The following is a 24,716-nucleotide window of genomic DNA, read 5'->3' on the forward strand; positions in this document are numbered from 1 at the left end:
TGTGCGTTGTCATTTTACAGATTAAACGAGTTGCTTATCATACCAAAGGCTGCTCCGGCTATGACAGAGGTGATCAGCTTGTAGAAAATATATCCGGTCACAATGTTGGCGATGGCAATCGGGTATAAGGTATCAATTCCCCGGCTGCCGGCGGTGTTCAGCGGATATTGAAACAAAGTCGTGTTCATGCTGATGAAGACGAACAGGAAGGACAACGTCAGCATTGTGGTCGAGAAGGAGTACAGGCTGACAGCGAGCGACAGGATCGCCAGCACCAGCAGCGCTACCGCCGGAACCAGCAGCGTCCCCATCCGGGTAATCAGCAATTTGAAATCGAAGCTGACCTTCTCCAGCCGGAGAACGGCATAAGTGGCTCCGCAAGCAACGGCAAGACCTGCCGCCGTCAATAGCAGGGGCTTCAGGAAGCCGGGGCCGAAGATAGCCGAGACATCCCATTTGATGAACAAGGTGAGGAAATATAAGGCCGTCAGTAATGCCGTAAGCCCCATAGTGATCAGGCTGTTCATGAAATGGGCCACAGGAATTTCCCTCATTGTACTGTAAGGGCGGGTAAGGGCTCTCAGGTAAAAGCTCCAATACTGCTTGCCTACCGCCTGTGCCTGCTGTACACGTTCATCCTTGAGCAGGTTATTGAACTGTTCACTTACCTTGCGCTGGGGCTGCGGTTGCGGTTGCCCAGGTTGGTTGTTTGGCCCCTCAGGATTCGTGAAGGGTGTTCCGCCTTCCGGATTGTTCATTGTGATTCCTCCTTGTGAAATATATGGAAAATGCCATTGGCTCTAGTATAAGGGGACTCACCGGGAAATTCTATAAATTTGCCGGAATATGCAGAAATTCATGCCAAAAAGCCCGTAAATCGTCGATAAACGTCGATTTACGGGCCGGGGCCATTTCTATTCGTGTGGTTCGTCCGCCACCCGGGCAAAGCCCTCTTCAGCGAGATATTCCTCCGCTTCAGCCGTCGTCTCGAAGGCCATCTCAAGCTGCAGTCCGGCATAGAGATACCACAGATCCTCCTCGAATCTCAGGCTCAGCGTATGCCCGTCCTCATTCGTCCACAGCGACTGCGCTTCAGCTCCGCCAGTCTGTGCCTTTTTCTTTCTTTTGGAAGGGGTAGGGGCCTCGGGAATGTACATCAAGAGAGAAGTGATGGACGCATCCAGTAGCTCGCGCAGCGCAGCCTCCGAATAATCGCGGATATTAACCAGTCCTTTATCATCTGTCTCATAGCCCCGCAGCAGCCCGGCATACACGAAGCCGTTCCCGTTCGGGTGAATATGCGAAGCCACGGTCTTCTTATCGTGACGGCTCTGCTCCAGGTGATAATTCACCCGTCCCAGCGAGACCTGCCGCGCCTCCAGCTGGGGATAGGAATCAAGAATAGCTATTTTCTGTTCAAAAGTAAGCATATACGCCTCCGGTTTCCACTTGAAATATAAGAATTTATAGGTTTTACGCTATAAATTATCCTTCTATTTCTCGCTGAAACGGTCCCGTCCTCTAAAGGTCGGCAATGCCGTTTCCACTTGTAGTCAGTTGATTATACCATGCAGCGGGGTGCTGGACTACCACGCGCTTCCCCGGTTCATGACTCTGCCAGCGGGAGCCGCAGCACGAAGGAACAGCCCTGTGGCGGGTGGCTGCCCAGCTCGAGACTGCCGCCCATGGCCTCGGCCAGCAGTCTGCTGAAGGTCAGCCCCAGCCCGAGTCCGCGAAGCAGGCTCTGCTTGTCCGAGCTACGGTAGAAGGCTTCGAAGATCCGTTCCCGGCTATCCGGATGGATGCCCGGCCCGTTATCCGTAACGGTGATTTGGGCCTGTCCCTGCGGCGTAGCCGTAAGTTCAAGCTTCAATTGAAGCTTGCGGTCCGGCGTCTTAGCCTGCAGGCTGTTGCCCAGCAGATTCACGATAATCTGCTGGATGCGCAGCGGGTCTCCCCGCAGCACAAGCGGGGTCTCTGGCAGCAGCAGGATGGGCTTATTGACCTCCTCGCTCTGGGTCAGCATCCATTGATAGAGGATTTCCTCCAGCAGCGGTGCTGCTTCAAGATTATCTTGACGGACGGCAACCATGCCCGCTGTCAGTGCGTTGTAGTCCAGCAGATCGGCGACCATGTGCTGCAGCCGATCGGTCTCAAGCAGAGCGATGTCGAGGAATTCCCCGGCCTCCTCGCCTTCGACAACCCCCTCGCGTACCGCATGGAGCAGTCCTTTGATCGAGGTGACTGGCGTCTTCAGCTCATGGGATACGCCGGCCAGCATGATGGCACGCGATTGCTCGAACTGCTGCAGCTTGCCCGCCATCTCCTGGAAGGAGACGAGCAGCTCGTGAATCTCGCGCTCCCTGGCCCCGGTCTCAAGCACGATATTATACTGGCCGCTGCTGATCTGCGCGGCGGCGGCAGCCACCCGCTGAACAGGCTTGGCCAGCTTGATCGACAAGAGATAGATCGTCAGCCAGCTTAAAATAATCAGGAAGACGATGATAATCGAGAAGAAGGTGATCTCCTCCGTCGGAATGTGGCGCAGGGAGCGCTTGGACTGCATAACCAGCACTTGCCCCAGCGTGCCCTGATCCCCCTGGATCTGTGCGGCAGCGGCTTTGTATTCAGAGGTCCGTGAATCAGTCAGGCTATCATTGAGCTTGTACCGCATCTCCTCGTCTGTCATCGGGGGCTGGGAGTACAGCAGCTCGCCTTCAGGTCCGGTGATAATTACACACATCTCCTCGGTTACCTTGAAAAAGCGTTTGCGGTCCTCCACCAGCTTATTCAGGCCCCCGGTAATCGCTAATTGACCGTCTGTGTCCACGCTGCGGTCAGCGATCTCCTGCGCCAGCAGGCCGGTCGTCTGCATCCGGTTGTTCATCGCCTCCTGCTGAATCCACCAGAAGGTGAACAGCGCCGTCACCAGCAGCCCGATGCTGATGATCAGCAGATACCGCAGAGTCCAGTAAGTGAGAATGGAGGTGGTCTTCTTCTTTTTGTCGTCGTTCTTCTTACTCTTATTTATGTTGTCCATAATTGATAACCTGTTCCTCTCAGTGTGCGGATCTCGCCTTCACGGTCCGGCCAGTGCGACAGTGCCTGACGGAGCCGCTTGATGGAGAGATCAACGGCCCGGTCGCTCCCATCGTAATCCATCTCCCACACATGCTCCAGCAGCTGGTCACGGGTGCAGATCTGATTCGGGCGCTCGGCCAGGAACAGCAGCACCGACATGTCGCGCGGGCTGAGGCTGACCTCCGCCCCGTTCAGAAAGATGCTGCGCGCCGAGAAATCGATGAACAGGCTGCCGAAATGGCGCTTGCGGCTGCCGTCCGACCACTGCGAGGGACGGCGCAGCACGGCCTTCACCCGTGCGACCACTTCCTCGGGAATGAAGGGCTTGGACATATAGTCGTCGGCCCCTCCGTCCAGTCCCGCGAGCCGGTCGTTGATGCCGTCCCGGGCGGTGAGCATGATGACCGGGCAGCTGCTCCGCTCACGGATGAGCCCCAGCAGCTCGAAGCCGTCCATCTCCGGCAGCATAATATCGAGCAGGACCAGCGAGGGAGGCGCCTCCTCGAAGGCGTCCAGGGCACTCCGGCCGTTTGCGGCCCGGGTCACGTGGAAGCCTGCTTTTCGCAGATAGGCACTAAGCACCCGTGCGATGGCTTCTTCATCCTCTACGATGAGTATCGATTTCATGAGCTTCAGTCTCCTAGTTAAAATTACGACAATTCTATCACATTGCAGGCCGGTGTGCTTTGACTTATTCCCGACATATTCCTTTGTTAGAATGGGAGCCAAGCCAATAGAGCAGAGATACGAATATGGAATGGAGGAGATCGTATGAAGAAGAGAACCATCGCTATAACCGCAGCCATTGTAATTATTGCAGGAGCCATCACCGCCTTCATCTTAGTGAATAACAGTCTTGGCAATAAGGTGGAGATTGAATCGGTAATTCCTGAGCAGGCCCAGGACAGCGGAGCCCAGAAGGAAGGAACGGCCAATGCGGCTGTGGCCGCTGCTGCTGTAACGCCGGAGCAGTTGAACGGAACCTGGAACATTACAGAGCCGTCCAAGGTCTACTTGTCCGTGACCACATCCAAAGAAACCGTGAACTTCGTAGACCCCTCGGTTAAGGGAACCTGGAAGGTGAATCTGGAGGATGCCTCCGCGATGACCGGGGAAGGGTCGGTCGACATGAGCGCGCTTGATTCGGGAACCGCCCAGCGGGACGAGCATGTCAAGGGAGCAGACTTCCTGTCTGTTACGGAGTTCCCGCAGTCCACCTTCGCAGTCAAATCCTTCTCGGAGCTTCCTAAGGAATGGACAGAAGGCACGGCGGTGCCGGTGAAGCTGCAGGGTACATTGACGGTTAAGGGCATCGAGAAAGAGGTTACCTTTGATGCACAAGCCTTATACAGCGGCGGACAGCTGAAGCTGTCAGGTACGACCATGGTTACCTTTGAAGATTTCGGCATGAGCAATCCGCATTCGATCGTGCTGGATACCGAGAATGACCTTGAGGTGCGTCTGGAGCTTACACTGAGCAAATAAGATACGCTGAGCAAAAAAGATTAGCTGAGCAAAAATAATACAAGACTCTCCCTGTTACCGTGGATTTGCGGCGGCGGGGGGAGTCTTTTTGTTTTTAGAAAATACCTGGCGAATTTGTTCTGACGGTGCAAATCCCCGCCTCCAGGTTAAGTATAAGAGATACATAATTAAGGATCAGGACGGGAGCTAGTGAACTTGGATAAAAGAGCCAAAACTATACTGCAAAAATCATTCTGGAGCGCGAACGGCTGGAAGGGGACGTCCGGGCCTTTTTCCGGTGAGGATTTCGACTATGCCAAGAGCAAGGGGGTCATGTTCGATCCCCTGACGATCACCCATGATGAGCTGGTGGAGAAACTGCGGGAGCTGCACAGCGGAATTGTGACTCGGGACAAGGTGGCGGCCGCCTTCCTGCACAGTCTATCTACCCGGAAGGTTCATCTGCGGAGCGCCTTGTCCAGTTGGGCCTTGACCTCGGAGCTGCCAGCGCATGCCTACGCCCAGCCTCCTGCTGAGCAGCCAAGGTATAGCAGCTGTGCAGCCTGTGATGCCGGGCATCTGATGTCTGATCAGCAGTACAACGCTGTAGATCTGAATGTGCTCAATTTCGAGCGGGTCAAATGGGGCGGCATCCGCCTCAATAAGCTGCTGTATTGCTGGCTGGATCTGGAGCTGTTCAGCCGGGAAGAGGAGGTGGAGGCTACTCCGCAGGATCTTCGTATTTTGCAAGACATGGCCGAGGCCGTTAAGCTATGCGGCAGCAAGGACGGGGCACGGAAGCTGGAGAAGCACTGGAAGAATATTTTCCCTTCTAATCAATATGAGCGGGATGTGGTGATGGAGATCTGGGGATATGCTGGTATTCTGGTTCCGCAGGAGGAGCCGCGTCAGGGCCGGGGCGGAGGCAATGACTTCAATGCTGTAGCCAACTGGCGCGGTGAGGACGGTTATTCGGAGGAACGCCTGAATTTGTTGTTCGGGCTGTAATACACACTTGTATGGAGCTGGAGGGTTCTGGCGGGAGGCGGACATGTACACACCAGGGAGATTTTGATAGAATCAGAGGGACCTGAGCTTCATTAAGAGGAGGATATTACTATGGCAGAAGATAACGCTTACACGATAAAATGGGGCATTCTCAGCACAGGCTGGATCGCCCATCAGTTCGCAACGGATCTGGCCCACGCCAGCAATGGGGTGGCCTATGCAGTCGGCTCGCGCTCACAGGAGAGCGCGGATAAGTTCGCCGCGGATCACGGCATTCCTGTGGCATATGCCACCTACGAAGATCTGGTGAACGACCCGGAAGTGGACGCGGTCTATATTGGCACACCGCACCCGTTCCACCGGGAGAACGCGCTGCTGGCGCTGCGTGCAGGTAAAGCTGTGCTGTGCGAGAAGCCTTTTACCGTTAATAGTGCTGAACTGGAGGAAGTCGTGGCCTATGCCCGGGAGCATAAGCTGTTCCTGATGGAAGCGATGTGGAGCCGATATATCCCGGCGCATGTGAAGGTGCGGGAGTGGCTCGCAGCCGGGAGAATTGGTGAAGTGCGGCTAGTAAAAGCGGACCTGGGCTTCCGCGCTGACTGGAACCCGGAAGGACGTCTGCTGAATCCGGCCCTTGGCGGTGGAGCGCTGCTGGATGTCGGCATCTATCCGGTCTCCTTCGCCTCAATGGTCCTTGGACCCCATCCTGAGAAGGTCAGCAGTACCGTTCATATCGGAGAGACTGGTGTGGACGAGCACTTCTCACTGCTGTTGTCCTACGGCGATGGCGTGTCCGCTTCCCTGAACGGGGGCGTGCGCCTGAATATGCATGAGGAAGCCTATGTCTACGGAACGGAAGGGCATATCGTGGTCAAAGGAACTCTTGTGAATCCGAAGTCTGCTGAGCTGTACGTGAACGGCGAATTAGCAGAGATTTTCGAAGATGACCGCGCTTCGGTCGGCTATGCCTTCGAGGCGGAAGAGGTGGGCCGCTGCCTTCAGGCTGGGCTTACGGAAAGTCCGGTAATGACCCTGGATGAATCCTTAGCCATAATGAAGCTGCTCGATACTGTTCGGGCACAGTGGGGGCTGAAATACCCTGGGGAATGAGTGTAGGGATGAAGCTTCCGGGAAGGGGGATACACAAGTGACATTGATGATTGACCGTTATCAGGGCTGTCTACAGGGGCTGGCCGCCGGAGATGCGCTGGGCACGACTGTAGAATTTCAGGCGCCCGGCACCTTCAAGCCAATGACGGATATTGTCGGCGGTGGGGTATTCGCTCTGCAGCCGGGTCAATGGACGGATGATACCTCCATGGCTCTCTGCCTTGCGGAGAGCTTGCTGGCGGTGCAGGCCTTCGATCCGGCAGATCAGATGCAGCGGTATGTGAAGTGGTACCGCGAAGGCGCACTCAGCAGCACTGGCAGATGCTTCGATATCGGGAATGCAACGCGCGAAGCGCTGCACCGGTATGAAGCAAGCGGGGAGGCGTACAGCGGTTCAGAGGACCCGTTCTCTGCCGGGAACGGCTCAATTATGCGTCTGGCTCCTGTAGTAATGTACTACGCGGAGCAGCCCGCTGAGACGATCCGCTATGCAGCAATGAGTTCAAGAACCACACACGGGGCCGCCGAGTGTCTTGCTGCCTGCCGCCTGCTCGCGGCGTATATCCTTGCGGGGCTGCATGGCTGGAGTAAGCGGGAGATGTTGGCTCCAGAGGCTTTTGGCGAATGGCTGGATGAAGATACGCTGACCCCGCATATGCTGAACATCAAGCAAGGCTCCTATAAGGTGAAGGAGCCGCCGCAGATTCAAGGCTCGGGTTATGTCGTGGAGTCGCTGGAAGCGGCGCTGTGGGCGTTCCATAAGTCGGCCAGCTTCGCGGAAGGTGCGCTGCTCGCTGTGAATCTCGGCAATGACGCCGATACCACCGGGGCCATCTACGGCCAGATCGCCGGAGCCTACTATGGCCTCAGCGGCATTCCGGCCGATTGGAGCCGCAAGCTGGCAATGCGTGAGCTGATCAGCGACTATGCGGGGCGGCTGTTCACGGAGCGGGTGCAATAAGCGGGGGTAAGCTATGTTAGATAGGCTGTGTGTGTTTGTTGAGCGCCCAGCCTATTTGTTGTGCAAAGTATGAGGTTGCGTTCGAAGTGTATTTCCAGAGATAGGTGTATTGTGTACGGTTAAAAACCGTGAAAAGACAGGATTTCCTCTTCTAACTGTAGTCTGCGCTTGAATTGAAAGTCGCTGATTGTATTTCCTGCAATAGAAAACGCATTTTTGACTGTGAAATGAGATTCTGTTGTATTTCGTACAGCAGAATGTTGCGTAATGGGCGAAAAATGGCTTTTATTCAACATTCAAATGTACCGAATACAATAGAATCTATTTCGATGCCATTTTTACAGCATTCCATTGTACAAAATACAGTTACTACTGTTCCAGCGTCTATAGCATACATATGACTGCTGTGGGAATGAGGCGCTAGTTATCTTTTTCGGAACAAGGCCGTCCATAGTAACCCATAATACACTATGAGACCATCCAGACAGTAACCCTCCTAAATTATGTTATAATATTCCGGAAATATGTTCTGTGCGGTTGGTTGCAGGGAGCGGGAATTTTATGAGAGGGAGGGAAAAGTGTGCTATGGACGGCAAGCCTATCCAGTCTGCTGCTGAAGCCGGACAACCGGTAGCAGCATAGCGAATTACTTCAGGAAATCGCCAGTTATATTAGCATCCATATCCTGAATCACCCGCTGCTTGCGGAGGATTGCCGGCATATCAGCATCCTGCTGGATGGATCAACGGCCTTGGGGATTGTAGACGACAGCTCGGACATCGATCTGATCCTGGTCTGCCGGGATGAACACTATGAGCCGATTACGAGCCGGTTTGCACGGGCGGGGCTGATCCCGGAGAGAAGCAGCTTGTTTGTAGATGTACATCTGCCCAGCGGCAAAATCGGACACTACACCCTGCTCAAATTATCGGAGCTGGAGCAGGCGCTGGGGAAGGGGCAACTGGACTGGCTGTGGAATGCATCCGTCTCCTGTATCTATCATGATCCGCTGGACCTGAAGGCGTTGTTCGCGCAAGCGGTTCCGCTGCCCCCGGACCTTCTGATGAAGCTGCGGAAGAAGACATACATAGACCTTCGGAGTGCTGCCAAAAGCCTGGATAATCCCGTGCGCCGGGGAGAGGCTTTTCCGATTCTTTTTCAGGCGGTCGAGGTGTTCAAGCAGGCCTTACGCTGCGCCATCACGGTGGAGGGCTACCCCTATCCGTATGACAAGTGGCTTGTACAGGTAGCAGAGCAGCTTCCAGTAGGGAGCAGGGTGCTTGATTGCATGAAGGACTTCCGGCAATACCTATCAGAAGATCTGTCCTACGCGCCAATGTACCAGGAGGATAACAGCTTTGTGAAGATGGAGAAGCGGGTCCGCCAGGTGCTGCTGGAGGAATTCCGCCTGCGCGGCGTAGATGAGCCTTGGCTGGTGGAATGGTGGAAGTACTTCGAGGATTAAATGGAGTTAGATAAATGGGAGAGGTGAAAAGATGAAGGACAAGGTGTGTATTCTGGGAGTCCCCTTCTCCAAATTGACGCTGGAACAGACGACTTCGCTGCTGGACGAGCAGATCATGGACGGGCAGGGAGGGCTGTTTCATCTCATTACGGCGAATCCGGAGATTACCCTGGCGAGTCAAACGGACGAACAGCTGCGGGAGATCATCGACTCGGCAGATCTGATTGTCCCTGACGGGATCGGCATTGTGATGGCGGCGCGAAGACAAGGCAATCCTATTGCGGAGCGGGTGACCGGCTACGACCTGCTGCTGAGTTTACTTGCGAAAGGGAATGAGCGGGGCTGGAGTTTTTATTTTCTGGGAACAGATGAGCCTACTAGCAGACTGGCGATGGAGCAGATTAATCTGCGCTATCCGCAGGTGAAGATTGCCGGGAGGCATCACGGGTTCTTTGCACCTGACGAAGAGCCAGGGATTATCGCCAGTATTCAGCAGTCCAAGCCGGATGTGCTCATTCTTGCCATGGGTGCTCCGTACTCAGATAAATGGCTGTATAAGCACAAGGAAGAATTACAGGGGATTAAGCTTGTTTTTGGCGTGGGCGGAAGTCTGGATGTGATCTCCGGGAAAGTACGACCGGCACCGGCCATCTGGAAAAAAATGAATCTGGAGTGGGCGCACAGACTGTTGTTCTCACCCGTCGCCAAAGGCCAGAAGTCACGCTGGCGCAGACAATCTGCGCTGCCGAAGTTCGTCTACCGGACGATGATCCGTAAATGAAGTCTGCAAGCTTTAGAGAAAGGGGCTAAACCCATGTCCAAGAGCTTTGAAGTAACACTCCAAAAAGTAGTCGATCACTCTTACTTAATTGAAATTGGTGAGCATCTGTTTGCCTCATTGATCCGCGATTTGCAGCAGGGGCTGCTTACGGGGATTAGCAAATATGCGATCATTACAGACTCTACGGTGGAGCCGTTATATGGCCGTCCTTTACTAGAGCTGTTACGTCATGAGGGATTCCAAGTGGAATTGTTCTCCTTTCCGGCGGGCGAAAGCTCGAAGACCCGTGAGACCAAGGCAATACTGGAGGACCAATTGCTAAGCCATGCCTACGGCAGAGACTGCTGTATTATTGCGGTGGGGGGTGGAGCGGTGACGGATCTGGCGGGCTTTTTGGCAGGAACCTTTGGCCGGGGAGTACCTTCTCTGAATTATGCCACCACCTTGCTGGCAGCAGCAGATGCCTCTGTTGGCGGCAAAACAGGCGTGAACACCCCCGTTGCCACCAACCTGATCGGCGTCTTTCACCAGCCCCGTAAAGTATACATAGACTTAGCTGCCTGGCGCACACTTCCGTCCCGTGAGTTCAGAAGCGGTCTGGCCGAGACCATCAAGCACGCCTGTCTGAGCGATGAGCAGTTCTTTGCCTATCTGGAAGCGAACATGGACAGAATTGTTACGGAGGATGGGGAGCTGATCCTGGATGCCGGGGTGTGCGAGCATATTGCGCTGACGAATTGCCGGATCAAATATGAAGTGGTGGAGCAGGACGAGCATGAGCATAATCTGCGGCAGATTCTGAATCTGGGGCATACGGCAGGCCGGGCGCTTGAGGCGCTCAGCGGTTACCGCTTGCTGCATGGTGAAGCCGTTGCCGTGGGGCTGGTCATCCAGGCGAAGCTGGGTGTGAAGTTTGGTTATATGACGGAGGAAGAGGCTAACCGGGTAGTGGCTTTGCTGAAGAAGGCGGGTCTGCCAACAGAGCTTCCAGAGTACATTTCAAACCGGGCGTTAGTGGACAAGATGTACACGGACAAAAAAGTACGCAACGGCCGCATCCGCTTCGTCTTCCAGGAAGGCATCGGGAGGATGAAGCTTTTCGCTGACGGCTCTTATTCGGTTCCAGTTGAAGAATCGGAGGTCATGGAGCTGCTGGAGGAGATTCGTGGGAGCTGAAGCTGAAGCCGCATCCCTCCATTCTGGGTAATATAGAGAAAGAGAGCTTAGGAGGGACGAACATGGGTAACCCGCTGAAGGAATTCAAGAACAGCATCGATGGGCTGAAGCAGTCACTGGATGGAGTGAAGCAGTCAGTCGATGGACTGAAGGCTCCGGTCGAGGAGTTCAAAGCGAATATGCAGGAGACGGTGGAGTCGGCAAAGCTGCGGAGTGACGGGGTGAAGTCGGAGCTTGGGCGGATGAAGCAGTCGGTCAAGGATACTCAGGAGGTGCTTGGCGAGGTGAAGGAGACGCTGAGCGCATCGGCGGAGGTGCTGTACAAGAGGAGGCGATATCTAAGACTGTTCAGCCGCAAGAAGGGACGTCCGATGGCCGCCAAGGCCCTCCGTTTGTAATCTACACCCCACTTGTGCTGGGACATATTCCACGCGCCAAAAGAAAACGCAAGAGTCATGCGGCATCCGTACCGTGTGGCTCTTGCGTTTTTGGTATTCCGGTCCATGCGGACTGAAGGGCCGTTTCCGCACATCAAGGCGGCGTCAAGCTTAAGCTTCCCATCGAATCGGCTACAAACACAGGCACAGACTCCTCACCAAGCTCCGTTTCCACCGTTCCATAACCGTTCTCGAACTGGCCGTTGACTGTGGCTAATCCAGTGATTTGGTTTATCTCGCCCTGAAGCAGCAGATAGCGGCCGTTCGAACGGGCGACGGCTCTTCCGGCAGCGTCAATAGAGATATCGCAGGACAGCGTAACCTTCTCATAAGGAAACAGCTCAAGCTGTGTAGCATCTATAGGAGTGTATGTGAACTCCTGATAGAGTTCCGAGAATTCATAGGCCCCGTTTACCTGGCGGAAGATAGCAATCCTGCCCTCGACACCATTGGCCAGATCCGTGTTCATTACGCGGATGGAGCCATCCTCCGCCATCAGCTCATAGCTGCTGCCTGTGAAGCTGAACAGCAGGGAGATTCCTTCCGGCCTGATGGTATAACCTGTGAAGATGCTGCGTCCGTCAGCCTCACCGCCGTTAGCTACAACTACGGGAGCTTCGGAGTAAGCAGACAACGGCTCGTCAAAAGAAAGAGTGCTCAGCATCCCCGAACCCTGGATCACCTCCCCGGTCCGGGTGGAGACCGTGCCGTCCCCGCTCATCTCGGCGTAGACCAGCTTGCCGCCAGCGTCTATTCCGGCTACGGCTACCTTGGCACCGTGCTTGTCAGTAACGGAGGCTGTAAGGGAGTAGCTGCCCTGCACTTCGCCGCCCGGCAGCAGCCGGACAGGTTCGGCCGTATTCCAGGCCAGCGTTGCGGCAGCGGTCTCCTTGGAGGTATCCTGCACTGGAGCCAGCTCCGCATAGAGCCTGATGGCATCCGCATACTGGCCGCCGCGCACATGGCGCGTGCCCTCGCGGAGCAGCCGGGCAATGCTGTTATCGATCAGCTTCAGCACCTTGGAGGAGGTAATGCCGGCTGATGCCGCATAGCTGCGGTAGGCTACCGCATGTCCGGCGAAGGCTGTGATATTGCTGCCGTCCAGATCCTTGTTCAGGATGAGCGAAGCGCTCTCCTTAACCTGCTTGCTAAGCCAGGGCGCGGTATAACTATGATTCTTATAAGCTTCTTCCATAGAGAGGGCGCTCTCCAGCATAGGCCCGAAGCTTCCGGCTGCGGCCAGAGCCTTGAGCCTCGCGGTATCATGGGCCTTGAAGCTCGCAGCCAGCAGCTTATCCTTGGCGGCGGTTCCCCCGTAATAGTCTGCCGGAATCTGCAGCAGGCTCCATTTGAGACTGTCCGTACTGTCGCTGCCCGTACCCGAATCTGCGCTCTTAGACGAACCTGCGGCGAGTCCGGCCAGATACTCACCCTTGAACTGCCGGAACCCGGCCGTCATCTTGTCTGAGAGGCCTGAATCCGCCGAGAGCCGGCGATAATAGGCTTCATAGGGACCGCCCGGCGTCATATACTTGCTCTTCAGGCTGAGCAGGGAGGCATAGCTCTCCATCATCCCTGCGAAATCCTTCACAGTCAGCTGGTCCTCCAGCGTTAAGGACAGTCTGCTTAGGCTGCTGCGGATGCTCGTGATGGGGGCCAGCTCTGCCAGTCTTGCATTAATTTCTTCTTCTTTATAAGATATCGCGTGATTGGCCGCTGCTTGGCGGTACCGGTTCTCGGCAGCGATAAGCTCCCCGGCAGCATACAATTTTCCGGCTTCTTGTACATCCTGAAGCTTGTTCTTAATCCCCAGCGCCTTCTGTCCCAGCGGGAGCAGCATCAAAATACACAGAATAATCATAATATTCCGCAGGGTTACAGCCCGTATGATCGTCATATAATATAGCCCCTTTATTTCATAGATAAGGATTAGAGCGACAGTCCGCTTCTAACCTTATACTTCAGGGTCCCAGCGGTACTTAAGCTCACGGATCTCCTCCACCTTGGCATCCAGGCCGTTCCACGGCTCATAAGGGTTCGCGGCAATGAGTCTGGATAAGCGCAGGAAGCGGTCCTTGGGCAGCTCCTGCACATAGCGGCCGATCATGCCGGAGTAGAGCAGCGCGTATCGCTTCATGCGGACCGCAGCACTGGCAACGGCGGCCATAATGACCAGCCCCGTATCCATTTCGAGAATCTGCACCTCGTAATTCTTGACATAGCGCAGGGTGCGGTCTTTGATCAGCTCGGGGCGGACCTTGGCGATCTCACCGATATATTCAGCCAGCAGCGGCTCGAAGTCCTTCAGCAGCAGCTGCTCCAGCTCCAGCGTCATGTCCTTGCGCAGCTGGAAGCCGTGCAGCAGGGCGACACGCTGGCGGGAGATCCGGTCTCCGCGCAGCAGCACGGAGATCTCGCGCAGCTTCTCATAAGCGAGCACATCATTCTCGCGCAGTACCGTCACGGCTTCCTGGCGGTTCAGCTCCAGATCTTCCTTGATGCTGAAAATATTGCGGCCAAGCAGTTTATTCAGCGCATACAGATTTTCGTTCTGACGTACTTTCCGCTGCGTATAGTAGACCAGTCCGGCTAATATTAGGCCGCCTGCGCCGCACAGCACCATCTGCTGCAGATTCTGCCCGAAATAGATTCCAGCCAGGGTCAGCAGGAGAATAACGAGCAGCCGGGTCTGTACCCTGCGCCCGGCCTGAGACACTGCATACTTCTCTACCGGAGTCAGCGAGGCGCGGCCGCAGCGGGTGCAGCGTTCCTCGCCAAGAGCCGTGTAACGGTGACAGCGGCGGCAGATGCGCAGCTTCTCGAAGGAGTAACGGGGAGCCTTGAAGGGACGGAAGATCACCGGTTTCTTTTTACTCACGGGCCGTATCTCCTCCGTTCAATGCAGCCAGCAGGCGCTCGTCGATATCCTCACGGGTGAGCGGCTTCCGCTGGCGGGAAGCATATAGAATAATCTGAATCACAGCATAGAGAAACGTTATCCCGAGTATGGCGTATGTAATCATGGAACTCTTCCTTTCTGCTCTGGTTACGGTCTTTTAATCAAATATTCAGGAATGCGGCGTATACTTAGAATAGTCTATCCGGCTCAGGATGGCGATTGCCACTAGCGGAAGTGCCGGTCCAGCGGTCACTATGTTGAAGTTTACAAGGTTTAATTATATCATAATGGCATACTATTGACAGAATTTAGCTATGCGTTACGGATCTGCCATATCCGCCTAATTTCACACAAGAGGAGCCCAATTTATGCTTCGTAACGAACGTTATTTCAGCAAGGCCAAGAATAGACTGCAGCGCATATTGCCTGTATTGCTCATGATCTTATGCATCACTGTATCTCCATATGCTGCTTCGAGAGCCAGCGCGGCTTCGGCCGCACCCTCACATATCGATGCTGTGCTGCTGATCGATGTCAGTAACTCGATGAACAAGAGCGACAAGAACAAGATAGCCAATGAAGCGATGAAGATGTTCATAGATATGCTGTCCACCCAAGGCGATAAGGTAGGCATTGTGGCCTACACCGATAAGGTGCAGCGCGAGAAGGCGCTGCTCGGCATCAAATCCGCCGGTGACAAGGAGGATTTGAAGAATTTCATCGACGGGCTTAGCCGCGGACCCTACACGGACCTGGCGGTCGGGATGGAAGAGGCGGTGAAGGTGCTGGAGAACGGCAGCGATCCCGGCCATGAGCCGATGATCGTGATGCTGGCGGACGGCAACAATGACCTGAATGAAGCCAGCGGCCGGAAGCAATCTGATTCCGACAAGGAGCTGAAGGCGGCAGTAGAGGCTGCTAAGCAGAAGGGGTATCCCATATATACCATAGGGCTGAATGCGGACGGCAAGCTGAACAAGAATATTCTGGCCGGACTGTCCAGCGAGACAGGCGGCAAGGCGTTCACCACGAATTCTGCCGATGATCTGCCGCAGATTCTCAGCGAGATTTTTGCCAGCCACTTGAAGCTGAAGGTGGTGCCGGTGCCGTCCATTACGGCAAACGGCGATTATCAGGAAGTTACGGTCAATGTGCCCAACGGCAGCGTACTCGAAGCGAATATCTCCATCATGTCCTCTAAGCCGGTGACCGCAAAGCTCAGTAATCCTGCAGGGAAGGAAGTAGCAATTCCCTCCGATAAAGTGCTGTTATCCAAGTCGTCCAGCTATACGCTGATCAAGCTGCTGTCGCCGGAGGAGGGGGACTGGAAGCTCCAGGTCAAGGGAGTGCCGAAGGATAAGATCGATATCAATCTGGTATTCAACTACGATCTGGAGCTGAAGCTGGATGCCCTGCCCGCCAACTCTTACGGCAAAGGCGACACGGTGGATATCTCCTCGCATTTGTTCAGCAACGGGACAGAGGTAACGGAGAGCAGCCTGTACCAGGATATGAAGGCTGTGCTGCTGGCTACAGATAAGGACACCGGCCAGGTCCAGGAGATTCCGCTGGATAACTCGGGTGCCGAGTTCAAGGGTGCTTTTGAAATCAAGGATAATCATGAATACGAGCTGAAGGTCCGGGCCGAAGAGAGCAGCTTCTATCGGGAGAGCGATGTGCTGACCATCAATGCCAAGACGGGAACAGTGGCGACCACCCCGCCGTCAGCAGGCACTCCTGCGGGCGAAGAGCCTGCTGAGGAGAAGACCTCGAACACGCTGTACTATATCATCGGCGGGATTGTACTGCTGCTGGCTGCGGCTGCCGCATTCTGGGTGCTGCGCAGTAAGGCAAACCGGGGGTTCGTCGGACAACTGGTAGTGGAAGTGGTGGACGGCAACACCGGAGAGAAAACCTATCCGCAGTACAAGAAGCTCGCCGCCTTCCGCGGCAAATTCACCCTGCATCAGCTCCTGCAGCTTGCTCCTGAACTGAAGGAGAGCGAGAAGCTGATCTTCACCCCGGGAACCCATGACCGGCTCCTGCTGCGCGGGGGCGAAGGGATCTCGGTGGAACGCTCGGGGCGTGCTGCTGATACCTCGCGGGGCCTAGAGATGAAGAGCGGGGATCGGGTAACGGTCTCTCTGCAGACGGTAGACAAGACGATTCTATTGGAATATTTGATCTGATAAACAGGCTAAGTGTATGCTCCCGAAACGATTATGCGAAGTGATTCGGGATGCATAGGCTATCACAACTTTTGGGGGAGAACCTATGAAACCGGTAGTAAGAGAACATATTCAACAGCTGGATGTATCGCTTGGCGGAGGGATCGTCAGCGACAAGATTAGAGTGGATACCATCGACAATCCGATCCTCATTATTGGGCTTGGCGGCACGGGCATCGATGCCCTGCTGCGGCTCAAATACCAGATTAACCGCCGCTTCAAGCTGCCTGAAGATCCATTGTCCAAGAAGAAGCGCGATAAGCCCGACAACGTGGAATTCCTGGCGTTCGAGACCAATGAACAGGACCGCGGCAAAAAATACAAGGGCATCGGCCTCGACCCGCAGAATGAATTCGTGCTGCTGGCCAATGCCGAGATCGGCGGACTGCTGCAGAACCGCAGCATCCTGGATTCTTACATTACAGACTGGCTGTCGCCGGAGCTGAGCATCACAGACGGGATGAACGGTGCCGCCGGGGTGCGCCAGGCCGGACGCCTGCTGCTGTTCACGAAGATCAACCAGGTGGTTGCCGCCATCGACAAGAAGATCAAGACGCTGTCTGTCGGCACCAGCAAGAAGCTCATGGTCTTCCTGCTTACCGGTCTGTCCGGCGGAACCGGCAGCGGGGCGTTCCTGGATATTGCCTATATCGTGCGCGGCATTATTGAACGTGACTACGGCGCAGCCGGGATCGACCGTGTCAATACGCTGGGCTATCTGTTCACACCGGACGTCAATCTGTCGAACAAGAGCCTCAGCGAGCATACCCGCGAGTATATCCGTAAGAACGGGTATGCCGCGCTCAAAGAGCTGGACTACTGGATGAACGTCGACAGCCGGGGCGAACGCTTCCGCCAGAAATACGGCAATATTCTGAGCGTTAACTCGCCGCTGCCGCCGTTCAATCTCTGTCATCTGATCTCCGCAACCAATACGGAAGGCAAGCTGCTGGAGAATGCCTACGATTACTGCATGAACGTGACGGCTGAGAACATCACCAACTTCATGGCCAGTGAAGAGAAGGCCTCCGGCGAAGAGTTTGCTATCCATGACTATATCAGCAACATCCGCACGAATATTGCCCAGATGAACAAGACCTATCCTGCCAACTATGAATACAACATTATCGGAGCATCCTCGGCCGTGCTGCCGATTGAGGAAATGACAACCTACCTGGCCTACCGCCTCTTCGACAAAATGGACAAGATGTTCCATCACGCCCCGAATCAGGAGGATGTGGAGAAGATGGCGCGTAAGCTCGGCATTGATCTTGATACGATGATCAAGACGTTCGAGTCCCGTGTGCCGGAGCCGCTGCCGGGCTATCAGAACAGCGAGCGCCTCAGCCATGCGAATGTGGTCAAAAATCAGGTCGTCAGCATGGATACGGAGCTGGAGCAGAACTTCCTGGCCCGTGCGCGTGAGGAATATATCAAATCCAAGAAGCAGCTTCCGGGCGAGATTGCCGGACAGTTCGGCGAAGAGCTGGAACGCATCTTCCTTCATCCCGAGCAGGGGCCGTTCTATGTGTCACGGCTGCTCTACACTGAGAAGGGCTTCTGCATCCTGAAGCTGATCCAGTCTTATATTGAAGCGCTGCGCGAGAGTCTCTTGCGCCTGCCGCGTGATATTGAGACCGCACAGGAGAGTGCAGAGGATAAGCTGGGCGATGCGCGGAGCGCTTTTGTGTCCAAAGAGAAGAAGAAGAATGCCTATATTGAAGCCAAAATCAATGAATACTGGCTGCATGCCGATGTGGAGCGCACCGAGCAGATGATCCAGTTCTATGAAGATCTGTATGAGCTGCTGAATGAAGAGAACAGCCGGATCTACGGTGTGTTCACCGAGATTCTGACCGCGCTCAGCTCGATCTTCGAGAAGAACGGCGACATTCTGATTAACGGCGAAGAGCAGGCAGATCACAAGGGCAACAAAACCTACTACTGGAATATCGTCAATGTGCCGGATATTTCGGCAACCATCTCCAAGGTGATGGACCAGAAGGACGGCGACGATCTGATCCGTGACTTCACACGCGAGATGCTGAAGCATTCCGGACGCTGGGTCAAAGAGCAGGAGATTGATATCGTCCGTTCGATCTCTGAATTCCTCAGCGACAAGTTCGGGGATCTGATTACCCGCTCGATGGAGGATTTCCTGGTGATGAAATACGGGCACGAGGAGCCGCTGGATAAGTTCGTGGAGCGGATTATTGCCGGACGTCTGGATGAGGATGCGGTACCGATTTTCCACCTCAGCAACAGCTCTGGCAGTCTGCACTTCCCGTCCTGGGGCTTCGTCTCTGTGCCGGTGAAGGCGCCGGGGATTCTGAAGGGTGTGCGGAATTATCAGAACAATGCACTCGGCAAATCGCAGTTCACGATCAAGGAGAGTCAGGTGAAGAACCGGATTTTCTGGCTGAATACACGCAACGGGGTACCGCTGTTCGTATACACGCCGCTGCGGGTATTCGAGGAGAACTATGAACGGACCATCCTGGATAAAGAAGGTATCGGACGCCATCTGGTGATGACCGATAAGGACAACTGGACCTATCTGCCTTCACCGATTCCGGAGAAGTCATGGGGCGATACTTACGTGAATCCGCGCGTCCGTGATTATAATGCCAGAGTGCGTGCAGATTTCGGCCGGGCGCTGGAGTCCGGTGTCATTATAGAGAAGGGTGTGGATGAGAACACCAGCAGCCGCTTCTCGGTGATCTTCACGAAGCCGCTGGATCTGGGCAAGCTGCTGGGTGCTTATGATCTGCAGCTGGATGCGCCGCGTCCGAATCTGGGTGAAGTGCGCAAGGCTGCTGAAGAGCTCAAAGCGCTTCGCACAGGAGGTCTTGAACGCGAAGCCGTGAAGGATATCTTCGGCAGCATTAATCTGGAGCTGGCCCAGGAGAACCTGATCCGTTCCCCGCAGCTCATCGCCCGTGTCCGTGAGGAGCTGGCGAAATATGATGCGCTGGCAGCCAAGTCACAGGAGCTGGAGGCGCTGGTGCATCAGCATCTGGATGAAGACAAATGGCTGGACCAGTTCATTGAGGCGCTGTACACCGATACCATCGCCAAAAAAGGTGCGCTCTATGTCTATGACCGTGACGAGGACGAGGATGCCTGGGAGCCGTTCGCCAATCTGATGAAGGAACGCAGCTATGTGGAGTATGCCGTCTACCGCCATTTCCGTGAGTTGGATGAGAAAAGCCGCAGTCTCCTGCTCCGCAAGGCAGCGCGCCGGGCCGGAGAAATGACCGCAGCCGAAGATGTAACTCCGCTGCTGTATAAGCTGGAAGGGATGTATGTCTCGTTCCTGGAGGCACGTGACTCTCTGGAATATGAGCGGGTAGAGCATGCCAACGGAGATGAAATGTACGGCTTCTACAAGAGCCTGACCGGCAAGCTTGGCAGCATCCGCAGAAAGCTGAAGTAGGCCTATGATCAGAGATCAGGCCTTACAATATGCGGAGCAATACGCTGCCCAGGAGGAAGCACAGCATAATAAGGGGGATGGGCGCAGCAGTATCCATTACCCTGCGCTGTTCCTGTTCCTGGGCGATAAGGTGACCCCGGCCATCGGTCCGGTGCTGGAACGCTGCCAGCGCAAATGGGACAATGCAGGCGGCGTCATGGCACTGCATGCCGGTTCGCATAACGGCAGCGGCAGTACGCAGGAGAAGGAGGGGGTCAAGGGGCGGATCGGCAGCGGAAACAGCAGCGTCCATGAACGCGTGATGCACATGACCCTGCCGGATACGGCAGGGCGTGATCCGCGTACGGTCCGGCGTGAGCTGTACCGTGAATTTCATGAGGATAGCCAGTATTTGGCCGGAATGAACCGGACGTTGCGTCAGTTAAGCAACAGCATAGCGGATTACGGAAGGCTGTATTCTTCTTTTGACGTCATCCATCTATCTGTCATTACACGGGTCGATGACCCGCAGAATGTTCTGTTGCCGGAGATCGTGCTGCTGGCCCGCGCAATTCTCAGCCAGTCGTTCAAGTCGGTACAGATTGATCTGTACGCGCTGATTAACGAACGTGAGCAGGGGGATAACTTCGGCTATTCCAGCTCGGTCGGGCTGGCCTTTCTGCGTGAGCTGGACGGGATGCAGGCGGCAGAGTATGCCTTAAACGCTCCGCTGCTGGTGACGGAGGAGGGGCTGTCCATTCCCGTGACACATGGCCCTGCTCCGCTGTTCGACCTGGTCTATCTGCTCTCGGACAAGAACGAGCGCGGACTGATGTCGGTCCATGGCATGGACGACAATTACGAGATTATCGCCCACATCAGCCTGCTGAAGAACCGGGTCCGGCCTGCGGCCGATCAGGCCTCCGGGCACGGCGGCTACAATAATATGACGTTCAAAAGCGGCATCCGAGGCAGCACAGGCAGACAAGGCTACGCGTCTGCCGGCTTCTCGGCGGTGCGGCGGCCGAACCGCCAGATTGCGCTGGCGGTGCTGTACCATGCACTGCATTATCTGTCCGGGCGGCTGCGTACAGGCCATACCCGGAGTCTTAAGGAGCGGCAGGCGATGCTTGGCCTTGGAGCGGATACCCTGCGGGACCGCGCGGCGGAATTGCTGCCGGAGCAGTCCGCTCTCGCGGAGATGACCGGGCTGATGAGCCACGGACGCCCGTCCTATTCACAGCTGCGGATGCTCTCGCTGCGCGAGGCTGAGGAGCTGCTGTTCGGGGAAGGGGCGCAGGCTTACTTCCGCAGTAATTTTGCGGAGGTGTCTGCTCGCAGGGCTGCCGGGATTGATCCGGCCCGGGAGTGGGCCGGAGTGCTGGCTGCCGGGGAAGCGGGAGCCTCCCCGGTCACCTTCTACCAGCTGGCGGAATGGACCAGCGAGAAGACGGGTGAGGGCAGCGTGCTGCAGGCCTTGCGCCAGCATATGGGCGGATTGCGTTCCGCTCTGCTCTCCGCGCAGGAGGAGCTGGAGCGGCTCTATGCGGAGAGCGTGGAGCGCCAGCCGTTCCAGCGGGTGCCGCTGCTGGACAAACGGACGGTGCGCAATTTCATTCATTACCTGTTCGAGTCCGTCTACGGCAAGAAGTATGAGATTCTGCTGCTGGAGAGCGAGCTGGCCCTCTGTCTCCGCTATGACGCTGCACTGGAGCAGCTGCACGCAGACAGCAGAACGAAGGTTGCGGCGATGGACGCTTTGGAGGAGGAGCTGCACAGCGTGGCCCTCGTCAGCATCGGCCGCAGCAAAGATACGGTGGATCAGAACATCATGGAGTATTACCGCAGTGTGACGGATGAGGTGATGAAGGATATCGAGACCCGGCGCGGTGCGGGGATCTTCTTCAGCGAGCGGTTCATGGGGAGCTTGTCGGAGCTGCTGCACGGCGGCGGCCAGGCGGTGGCCGAGCGGCTGATCGAGCTGTGCCGCCGGGAGCTGCTTACAGCGGGACCGTTCACACTTCCGTTCGAGGAGGAGCTGCTGCGGCGCGCCAATGTTGCAGCAGCTTACGAGAACCGGGACATCGTCTCCAAGGAGGAGCTGTTCAAGCAGCTCTACCGCAGCCTGGAGGAGGAGGCGGCGATGAATGTCCGCCTGTTCGAGTATACGCAGGAGCACCGCCACGAGGAGAAGTACTTCTTCGGCGACAGCTCCTCCGAATTCCTGCGCTATGCCTTCAGTGCAGACGAGACCACCCGAATCTACCGGCTCGGCTTCGTGCATGAGCAGCGCCGCAGCGGCGTGGAGAAGCTGAACCTAATGGGCGGCTTCCACCTGGAAGACCTGCTCTACCACCGCAACGGTAAGGTCTATTACGAGACATATGCCGGCAACGGATACCAGCTCCACGGTCTGGAAGAGGAGCAGCTGCCGGAGATGAGATGAGTGGAGACTAGATGAGTGGAGTGCTGATGTGCGGAAATGAGATTAGATGAGTGCTGTGACTAACTATTATATTTGGTCAGGCTACCACAGCCGCAGGATTTATAGTTCTGGTGAAAGTGGGCCGGATGGCGGGAAAGAGAGGGATAAATCCCTTTAATGCTGGTGGAAATGGGCCGGATGGCGGGAAAGAGAGGGATAAATCCCTTTAATGCTGGTGGAAATGGGTCGGATGGCGGGAAAGAGAGGGATAAATCCCTTTAATGCTGGTGGAAATGGGCCGGATGGCGGGAAAGAGAGGGATAAATCCCTTTAATGTTGCAGAAAGTGGGCTGGATGGTGGAAAGAGAGGGATAAATCCCTCTAATGTTGCTGAAAGTGGGCTGGATGGTTGAATGAAGGGGATAAATCCCTCTGGTGCTGACGTGTGTAAGTAATAGTGATCTCGATTTCGCCGTACGCGCGCCAGATGAGCAAATGATGAGCACTAGTGCCCCTGATTTCAGCGAAAGTGTGCAAAACCACCAAATGAGGAGCATTAATGCACCTGATTTCACCGAGAGTGTGCTAAACCACCAAATGAGGAGCACTAGTGCCCCTGAATTTACCGAAAGTGCGCCGAACCACCAAATGAGGAGCACTAGTGCCCCTGATTTCAGCGAAAGTGCACCAAACCAGCAAATGAGGAGCATTAGTGCTCCTGAATTCTCCCGAAAGTGCGCCGAACCAGCAAATGAGGAGCACTAATGCCCCTGATTACAGGGGTGCGGCCGAAATCCCAGGGTTCACCATAATAATGCCCATGCTTCGGGTCCCGGACCTGGGTGCGGGCCTAACCAAACAGGCTTCGTAGGACAATTCTCATTCATTCCACTGGCGGATGTGCAATAGAATGGAATGTGAAAGTACGTGATGATCAAGCTTTTCCCGGAAAGGATGAAATGCAATGCAGCGAAAAATCAATCTGCTCCTGCTGCTGTTCAGTCTGCTCGGCGCGGGTGTAGCGTTTGTGCTCGGTGAGCTGCTGCTGGACCGCAGGCCGTATGATTTACCTCAGATGGTGCTGGTCGGCATTTATTTTGCCATCGTGGCCTTATGTGTTGGAATAGGCGCTTTGGTCGCAGAGACGATCTCGCCGAGGCTGAACGGACAGTCCTGGAAGCTGCGTTACCTGGGCACCTCGTGGAAAATGTTCCCGCTCATGGTCGTGCTGCTGCTTGGCGTGGGCACGCTGACCGAGTTCGTGTACGAGCTGAACTTCGGCGGCAGCAAGCCGGTTAAGAATGTCGTCATGGTGATCGATGATTCCGGCAGCATGTCGCAGAGCGACCCGTCAGACCGACGCTACGCGGCGGCCAAGAATCTGGTGCAGCAGCTCAAAAAAGACAACAAAGTCGCTGTAGTCACCTTCAGCAATGAAGCTTCCGTGATCCAGCCGCTGCTCCCGCTCTCCAAAGCGGCGAACCGTGAGAAGGTTATGGAGGTCATCAGCAGTCTGAAGACGACTGAAGGCGGAACGAATATCAGCGGCGCGCTGGCCGAAGCGATGAAGGTGATTCATGAAGACGGCGCGGACCGCGGGGCGATGGTTATTCTTTTATCCGACGGCGTCAGCCAGTTCAATACCTCTACGGAGCTGACAGACTATGTGGCGCGGGGAATAAAAGTGAATACGATCGGGCTGGCCCTGGATGATCCATCCGGCGCAAGTTTGCTCCAGAATATCGCCAGCGGTACCGGCGGACAGTATTATGATGTGGCCGATGCGAACCGGCTTGGCGATGTATTCCAGCAGATTTATGACCGTCTGGGAGACCGGACACTGCTGACCGAACGCAGCGACCAGACCGCGGACAGCCCATATTATGCTGTGGTGCGTGTGCTGGCCTTGATGCTGCTTGGTACGGCGCTGGGTCTGGGCCTTGGCATTGTGTTCGATAACCGCCATCTGGCCCGGAGCTTCAGTATCGGGGGCGCGGTATCGGGACTTATTGCGGGGCTGATTCTGGAATCCGGCCTGAATGGCGATACACTCTGGGACCCTATGACCCGGCTGCTGGCGCTGCTCGTTCTGGCGGCCATTCTCACCTTGTTCACGTATATCGTGCCTGTAGGGGAAGGGCGCTTGTCGCGCCGGGGAAGAGCTGCCGGAGCTGCTAATGCGCCGGCGGACAGTGTTCATTCACCCCGCCGTAACCGCGGCAGTAAAGGGTTCTAAAGCCAGATGCAGGGAAAGGGGCAGGTTGCC

General features: G+C 55.6%; 19 protein-coding genes. 12 read left to right on the forward strand and 7 right to left on the reverse strand.

Going from position 1 to position 24,716, the window contains the following annotated elements; translation table 11 throughout:
- Window positions 1–14: 14 nt before the first annotated feature.
- The 4 genes from ACFSX3_RS26630 to ACFSX3_RS26645 form a co-directional block, all read right to left on the reverse strand.
- Window positions 15–758: a hypothetical protein gene (locus tag ACFSX3_RS26630; protein ID WP_209992170.1), complete on the reverse strand. Its 744-nt coding sequence runs from the start codon at window positions 756–758 to the stop codon at window positions 15–17.
- Window positions 759–914: 156 nt separating this feature from the next.
- The gene (locus ACFSX3_RS26635; protein WP_209992169.1) at window positions 915–1,430 is read right to left on the reverse strand and encodes a hypothetical protein; all 516 of its coding nucleotides are present in this window, start codon (window positions 1,428–1,430) and stop codon (window positions 915–917) included.
- A 176-nt stretch (window positions 1,431–1,606) separates the two neighbouring features.
- Entirely contained in the window at window positions 1,607–3,040 is a 1,434-nt protein-coding gene (locus ACFSX3_RS26640) for an ATP-binding protein (RefSeq protein WP_209992168.1), read from the reverse strand.
- Window positions 3,028–3,708, reverse strand: a complete 681-nt coding sequence (locus tag ACFSX3_RS26645) for a response regulator transcription factor (RefSeq protein ID WP_209992167.1) — start codon at window positions 3,706–3,708, stop codon at window positions 3,028–3,030. Before ACFSX3_RS26645 ends, ACFSX3_RS26640 begins: the two co-directional genes overlap by 13 nt.
- A gap of 144 nt (window positions 3,709–3,852) precedes the next feature.
- Between ACFSX3_RS26645 and ACFSX3_RS26650 the strand changes: the two genes are divergently transcribed.
- The 8 genes from ACFSX3_RS26650 to ACFSX3_RS26685 all read left to right on the forward strand — a co-directional run bounded on the left by ACFSX3_RS26650 (window position 3,853) and on the right by ACFSX3_RS26685 (window position 11,444).
- Entirely contained in the window at window positions 3,853–4,566 is a 714-nt protein-coding gene (locus ACFSX3_RS26650) for a YceI family protein (protein ID WP_209992166.1), read from the forward strand.
- A 195-nt stretch (window positions 4,567–4,761) separates the two neighbouring features.
- The gene (locus ACFSX3_RS26655; RefSeq protein ID WP_209992165.1) at window positions 4,762–5,553 is read left to right on the forward strand and encodes a hypothetical protein; all 792 of its coding nucleotides are present in this window, start codon (window positions 4,762–4,764) and stop codon (window positions 5,551–5,553) included.
- Window positions 5,554–5,664: 111 nt separating this feature from the next.
- Window positions 5,665–6,663 carry a Gfo/Idh/MocA family protein gene (locus ACFSX3_RS26660; RefSeq protein ID WP_209992164.1) on the forward strand — a complete coding sequence of 333 codons (999 nt, stop codon included), beginning with the start codon at window positions 5,665–5,667 and terminating at the stop codon, window positions 6,661–6,663.
- A gap of 37 nt (window positions 6,664–6,700) precedes the next feature.
- A complete protein-coding gene (locus tag ACFSX3_RS26665) occupies window positions 6,701–7,624 on the forward strand; it encodes an ADP-ribosylglycohydrolase family protein (RefSeq protein WP_209992163.1) in 924 nt (307 codons plus the stop codon).
- A gap of 751 nt (window positions 7,625–8,375) precedes the next feature.
- Entirely contained in the window at window positions 8,376–9,089 is a 714-nt protein-coding gene (locus ACFSX3_RS26670) for a hypothetical protein (RefSeq protein ID WP_209992162.1), read from the forward strand.
- 31 nt (window positions 9,090–9,120) lie between these two features.
- On the forward strand, window positions 9,121–9,870 hold the full coding sequence (locus ACFSX3_RS26675) for a WecB/TagA/CpsF family glycosyltransferase (RefSeq protein WP_209992161.1): 750 nt from the start codon (window positions 9,121–9,123) through the stop codon (window positions 9,868–9,870).
- A 33-nt stretch (window positions 9,871–9,903) separates the two neighbouring features.
- Window positions 9,904–11,046, forward strand: a complete 1,143-nt coding sequence (gene aroB, locus ACFSX3_RS26680; protein ID WP_209992160.1) for a 3-dehydroquinate synthase — start codon at window positions 9,904–9,906, stop codon at window positions 11,044–11,046.
- Window positions 11,047–11,108: 62 nt separating this feature from the next.
- Window positions 11,109–11,444 carry a hypothetical protein gene (locus ACFSX3_RS26685; RefSeq protein WP_209992159.1) on the forward strand — a complete coding sequence of 112 codons (336 nt, stop codon included), beginning with the start codon at window positions 11,109–11,111 and terminating at the stop codon, window positions 11,442–11,444.
- Between the two features lie 133 nt (window positions 11,445–11,577).
- On the opposite strand, the gene ACFSX3_RS26690 is transcribed toward ACFSX3_RS26685, so the two are convergent.
- From ACFSX3_RS26690 to ACFSX3_RS26700, 3 genes are read right to left on the reverse strand one after another with little or no spacing between them, the layout of a single operon-like run.
- Entirely contained in the window at window positions 11,578–13,380 is a 1,803-nt protein-coding gene (locus ACFSX3_RS26690) for a hypothetical protein (protein ID WP_209992158.1), read from the reverse strand.
- 57 nt (window positions 13,381–13,437) lie between these two features.
- A complete protein-coding gene (locus ACFSX3_RS26695) occupies window positions 13,438–14,361 on the reverse strand; it encodes a hypothetical protein (protein WP_209992157.1) in 924 nt (307 codons plus the stop codon).
- Window positions 14,354–14,506: a hypothetical protein gene (locus tag ACFSX3_RS26700; protein WP_155991665.1), complete on the reverse strand. Its 153-nt coding sequence runs from the start codon at window positions 14,504–14,506 to the stop codon at window positions 14,354–14,356. The genes ACFSX3_RS26695 and ACFSX3_RS26700 overlap by 8 nt, the downstream gene beginning before the upstream one ends.
- A 244-nt stretch (window positions 14,507–14,750) precedes the next feature.
- On the opposite strand from ACFSX3_RS26700, the gene ACFSX3_RS26705 reads away from it, so the two are divergent.
- The 4 genes from ACFSX3_RS26705 to ACFSX3_RS26720 all read left to right on the forward strand — a co-directional run bounded on the left by ACFSX3_RS26705 (window position 14,751) and on the right by ACFSX3_RS26720 (window position 24,686).
- Window positions 14,751–16,571: a vWA domain-containing protein gene (locus ACFSX3_RS26705; RefSeq protein WP_209992156.1), complete on the forward strand. Its 1,821-nt coding sequence runs from the start codon at window positions 14,751–14,753 to the stop codon at window positions 16,569–16,571.
- Window positions 16,572–16,656: 85 nt separating this feature from the next.
- Window positions 16,657–20,046: a tubulin-like doman-containing protein gene (locus ACFSX3_RS26710; RefSeq protein WP_209992155.1), complete on the forward strand. Its 3,390-nt coding sequence runs from the start codon at window positions 16,657–16,659 to the stop codon at window positions 20,044–20,046.
- Window positions 20,047–20,050: 4 nt separating this feature from the next.
- The gene (locus ACFSX3_RS26715; protein WP_209992154.1) at window positions 20,051–22,471 is read left to right on the forward strand and encodes a transcription initiation factor TFIID; all 2,421 of its coding nucleotides are present in this window, start codon (window positions 20,051–20,053) and stop codon (window positions 22,469–22,471) included.
- Window positions 22,472–23,414: 943 nt separating this feature from the next.
- Window positions 23,415–24,686, forward strand: coding sequence for a vWA domain-containing protein (locus ACFSX3_RS26720; protein ID WP_209992153.1), 1,272 nt, complete (start codon window positions 23,415–23,417; stop codon window positions 24,684–24,686).
- Window positions 24,687–24,716: the final 30 nt, after the last annotated feature.

This window comes from Paenibacillus rhizoplanae (assembly GCF_042684125.1).
GTDB classification, from domain to species: Bacteria; Bacillota; Bacilli; order Paenibacillales; family Paenibacillaceae; genus Paenibacillus_AQ; species Paenibacillus_AQ rhizoplanae.